Origin of the sequence: Halocynthiibacter sp. (genome assembly GCF_049608145.1) — a bacterium.
GTDB lineage: Bacteria > Pseudomonadota > Alphaproteobacteria > Rhodobacterales > Rhodobacteraceae > Halocynthiibacter.
In genome coordinates, this window is the sequence record NZ_JBMYXF010000093.1 from 1 (window position 1) to 4,462 (window position 4,462).

The 4,462-nt window shown below is 55.5% G+C and carries 5 protein-coding genes; 2 read left to right on the forward strand and 3 right to left on the reverse strand.

Going from position 1 to position 4,462, the window contains the following annotated elements:
* Positions 1–102: 102 nt before the first annotated feature.
* Positions 103–474, reverse strand: a complete 372-nt coding sequence (locus ACPGUT_RS15745) for a hypothetical protein (protein ID WP_423993019.1) — start codon at positions 472–474, stop codon at positions 103–105.
* Between the two features lie 88 nt (positions 475–562).
* On the opposite strand from ACPGUT_RS15745, the gene ACPGUT_RS15750 reads away from it, so the two are divergent.
* Complete coding sequence (locus ACPGUT_RS15750; protein WP_423993021.1) at positions 563–1,330, forward strand: alpha/beta fold hydrolase; 768 nt, start codon at positions 563–565, stop codon at positions 1,328–1,330.
* Between the two features lie 2 nt (positions 1,331–1,332).
* Here the strand turns inward: ACPGUT_RS15750 and ACPGUT_RS15755 are convergent, their stop codons facing one another.
* Positions 1,333–1,518, reverse strand: coding sequence for a CTP synthetase (locus tag ACPGUT_RS15755; RefSeq protein WP_423993023.1), 186 nt, complete (start codon positions 1,516–1,518; stop codon positions 1,333–1,335).
* 84 nt (positions 1,519–1,602) lie between these two features.
* Complete coding sequence (locus tag ACPGUT_RS15760; RefSeq protein WP_423993025.1) at positions 1,603–2,364, reverse strand: hypothetical protein; 762 nt, start codon at positions 2,362–2,364, stop codon at positions 1,603–1,605.
* A gap of 208 nt (positions 2,365–2,572) precedes the next feature.
* Between ACPGUT_RS15760 and lepA the strand changes: the two genes are divergently transcribed.
* Positions 2,573–4,372 (forward strand): translation elongation factor 4, encoded by a 1,800-nt coding sequence (lepA, locus tag ACPGUT_RS15765; protein ID WP_423993027.1) that lies wholly within the window; start codon positions 2,573–2,575, stop codon positions 4,370–4,372.
* Positions 4,373–4,462: the final 90 nt, after the last annotated feature.

The window sequence follows — 4,462 nt, forward strand, 5'->3', positions numbered from 1 at the left end:
TTTCCGGTTTTCCGGTTTTCCGGTTTTCCGGTTTTCCGGTTTTCCGGTGAAAATGATGCCGGATCGAACTCCTTACAAGCCCAAAGCCACGTCTTTCAGAATTCAGACAAATCCACGCCAGGCCAGCACAGCCAGCAATCCACCACCAACAACCAGCACCACCAGCCCGATCCGCCAGGCACTTTCCCAAACCAGATCACGCGCACGCGCCCCAGGATCCACATCCTTCAACCAGCGCAATGCATATCTGTGCGTGCGCTCAATACGTGGCATATCCACCAGGCGGGCCAGTTTCGGATTTCCCGCAAACTCTAACGCCTCAATCATATATTTCAGATCGCGCCTCAGACCTCCAGGCAACAGTCGCCCGGCCTTTTTCACCCGCGCATCCAGCGTCGCCCCCCGCAGCCGCAACTGCCGCCCCAACGCGTCGAAAACATCTTCAGCCTTATTTTCTATCTCTGACGGGTTCATCCGGGGCCTCCTGCTGACCAGAGATAGGCCAGAGCAATTCGCATTTCAACGTCTGGAAACCCTGACCACGCTGCGTTACACAAACTGCATGTTACATTTTGCACATTCCGGCACCGGACATTCCGGCACGCCCCTGCTGATTGCCCATGGTCTTTTCGGCTCCGCCCGCAACTGGGGCGTTATCGCGAAACGCCTGGCGGACACACGTCCTGTCATCGCCGTTGATATGCGCAATCACGGCAGCAGCCCGTTTGAAGACAGTCACAGCTATACAGATATGGCCGACGATCTGGCGACTGCCATTCGCGCAAACGGTGGCAAGGCAGATGTTCTGGGCCATTCCATGGGCGGCAAAGCGGCGATGATGCTTGCCCTCACCCACCCAGACCTTGTGCAAAAACTGATCGTCGCGGATATCGCCCCTGTCGGCTATAACCATACGCAGACACCGCTGATCGACGCGATGGAGGCACTGGATCTCACCACCATCACCTCGCGTCAAAGCGCGGATACCGCCCTCGCCCCCGCCATTCCGGAATCTGGCGTGCGCGCCTTTCTACTGCAATCGCTTGATCTGCGTGCAACACCAAAGGCGTGGCGTCTAAACCACGCCGCCCTGCGCACCCATATGAAAGCCATCATCGGCTTTCCGGATATAACGCCGACGCCCTTTGATGGCCCGGCCTTCTTCCTGTCTGGTGCAACGTCCGACTATGTGCGCCCGGAACACCGCCCGCGGATCAAATCGCTTTTCCCCGCGGCCCGTTTCGCCAAGATCCCAGGTGCAGGCCATTGGCTGCATGCCGACAAGCCCCGCGAATTCGAGGCCGCCGTGCGTGTCTTTCTCGACGCTTAGGATTATTTCAACTCAAGTATTGCACGTGTCACAAGCCACGTCACGGGCAAGGCCACAACAGCCCCAGCCAAGGCGGCATATATGATCGGCATCATGGTGCCATAGCCCATGGTCAAAACCACCACGACACAGGCCCCCGCAAGGGATGTGCCAACAATAGAATATAAAGCAGATGCGAGGCGTAACATGGGGTAACCTTTCCTGTGCAGCCCTTAAGTTGCACAAAACCTAACCCGAGTCGCGCCTCACATCTTTGATCTGTATCAGGCCTTTCAGGCGTCGCCGCCATATCGCTGACGATATTCGATTATCCAATTAGGTGTTCCAGCATGCCAATGGGGCGCAGGCCCCCAAATGGTTTGCTTCACCGTATCCACCGGGCGAGGGTTCCCATGGAACGCGATGATACGTGCGCTCGCAGGCGGCGCAGAAGGCGCAACGAATAGACCTTTACCATATCGATGGCATAGATGACGCTTAAAACTTAGAACAAGCCCTTCTGGCCAATAAGACGGGGCATCAGCATGTGCGCCCACAAAATCCTGTTCATTCTGCCAGTTTTGCATATGTCCTTCCATGTCCTGTACGAATGCAGTCAATACATGGGCGTTCTCCCCGATATCATATGAATAAACCCCGGTTCCAACCTCCTTTTCAAGCCCTTCTTTGCCCGGGTACCAACTCTTCCCTACGTTCAAAAATCTGCTGCCTTCAACCTGATCAAAAAATGGCTGCAAATCTCCGACAATCATCATATCGAGGTCAATGAACAACACCCGGCCAAGGTCGCTGATCTCGTCCGAAAAGAGACTTAACTTCCGCCAAACTCCCGGTAACTTCCATGCAGCGGGGGCCAGACCAATATCAGGAATTTCACGCGCCTCGATCCCGTCCAGCAAGCCGTCACGGTTGTCGGTTAGACACACGAACCGCAATTCGCCCGGCACATTGTCCCGGCAAGCCCGGTACAGCAAGTTTACCTCACTTGCGTCAAAGGCAGTGCCCCACTTAATACATAGAATCGTGGCCCGCATATTGCTTCCCGCTCATAATTTAAGTTTTGCCGATCTCGTTGTTCAGCGGCCGATCACGATTGACAAGTCACCGCTTCAGCACATTCCGCATACTAGCCTTCAAAATACAATACAACATGTGGCCATTTGCTTCTTCGGCAACGAAAACCAACTCGAATTGTGTTGTTCTGCTTGACCAGCGCCTCATTCCCTTCCATATCCCACCCCCATGACTGAGCTTAGTAAAATCCGCAATTTCTCCATCGTGGCCCATATCGATCACGGGAAATCCACCCTCGCTGACCGCCTCATCCAAGAGACGGGCACAGTGGCTGATCGTGACATGCAAGAGCAGATGCTCGACAGTATGGACATTGAACGCGAACGCGGCATCACCATCAAAGCCAACACCGTGCGCATCGACTACAAAGCCGAAGATGGAGAGGACTATGTTCTCAACCTCATCGACACCCCCGGCCACGTCGATTTCGCTTATGAAGTCTCCCGTTCCATGCGTGCGGTTGAAGGCTCTCTTCTGGTTGTGGACAGCTCACAAGGGGTCGAAGCTCAGACCTTGGCGAACGTCTATCACGCCATGGAAGCCGATCATGAAATCGTGCCGATCCTGAACAAGATCGATCTGCCCGCGTCTGATTGTGACCGCGTGGCCGAGCAGATCGAAGACGTCATCGGGATCGAAGCCACCGGCGCGATCCAAGTCTCTGCCAAAACCGGCCAGGGCATCCGCGAAACGCTGGAAGCCATCGTCAATGAACTGCCCGCCCCCAAAGGCGATATTGATGCGCCGCTTAAGGCCATGCTGGTCGACAGCTGGTATGACGCCTATCTCGGCGTGATCGTTCTGGTGCGCATCATCGACGGCAAGCTCAAAAAGGGCGACCGCATCCGGATGATGTCCACCAACGCTGTCTACCCAGTGGATCGCATTGGCGTTTTCCGCCCACAGATGGAAACCATCGATGTGCTTGGCCCCGGCGAACTTGGCTTCCTCACCGCCTCAATCAAACAGGTGCGCGACACCCGTGTGGGCGACACCATTACGCATGAGAAAAAAGGCACAACCGAAGTGCTGGATGGCTTCAAACCCGCCCAGCCCGTAGTGTTCTGTGGCCTGTTCCCCGTGGACACCGCCGAATTCGAAGACCTGCGCGATAGCATCGAAAAACTCGCCCTCAATGACGCGTCCTTCAGCTACGAGATGGAAACATCCGCTGCCCTGGGCTTTGGGTTCCGCTGTGGCTTCCTTGGCCTTCTGCATCTCGAAGTCATCCGCGACCGCATTGAACGCGAATATGACATCGATCTCATCACCACCGCGCCCTCTGTTATCTACCACGTGCATATGCGCGACGGCACGATGATCGAACTGCACAACCCCGCAGATATGCCCGACCTCACCCTGGTCGACCACCTGCAGGAACCACGTATCAAGGCCACCATTCTTGTGCCCGATGAATACCTCGGTGACGTGTTGAAACTTTGCCAAGACCGTCGCGGCATTCAGGAAGACCTGACCTACGCCGGTTCCCGCGCCATGGTCGTCTACGATCTGCCCCTGAACGAGGTGGTGTTCGACTTCTATGATCGCCTGAAATCGGTAACAAAAGGGTATGCCAGCTTCGATTATGTCATGACCGAATATCGTCAGGATAACTTGGTGAAGATGTCCGTACTGGTGAACGACGAACCGGTTGATGCGCTCTCCACCATGGTGCACCGTGACCGCGCCGAACAGCGTGGCCGTGCCATGGTTGAAAAGCTGAAAGACCTGATCCCGCGTCACATGTTCAAAATCCCGATCCAAGCGGCAATTGGCGGCAAGGTGATTGCCCGCGAAACCCTGTCTGCCATGCGCAAAGACGTGACCGCGAAATGTTACGGTGGTGACGCGTCCCGGAAACGTAAGCTGTTGGACAAGCAGAAAAAAGGTAAGAAGAAGATGCGCCAGTTCGGCCGCGTCGACATTCCGCAAGAAGCCTTCATCAACGCCCTTAAAATGGACGATTGATCCCGGTCTTCCAGCCAAACACACAGTTCAAGCCCCGGCCCCCGCGCCGGGGTTTTTCTTTGCCACGAAGCTCGCAATCTCCCTATGTCT

Bases quoted from the DNA above. Each gene is read 5' to 3' on its own strand.
- ACPGUT_RS15745 (WP_423993019.1), bottom strand. From the start codon at position 474: ATGAACCCGTCAGAGATAGAAAATAAGGCTGAAGATGTTTTCGACGCG.
- ACPGUT_RS15750 (WP_423993021.1), top strand. From the start codon at position 563: ATGTTACATTTTGCACATTCCGGCACCGGACATTCCGGCACGCCCCTG.
- ACPGUT_RS15755 (WP_423993023.1), bottom strand. From the start codon at position 1,518: ATGTTACGCCTCGCATCTGCTTTATATTCTATTGTTGGCACATCCCTT.
- ACPGUT_RS15760 (WP_423993025.1), bottom strand. From the start codon at position 2,364: ATGCGGGCCACGATTCTATGTATTAAGTGGGGCACTGCCTTTGACGCA.
- lepA (WP_423993027.1), top strand. From the start codon at position 2,573: ATGACTGAGCTTAGTAAAATCCGCAATTTCTCCATCGTGGCCCATATC.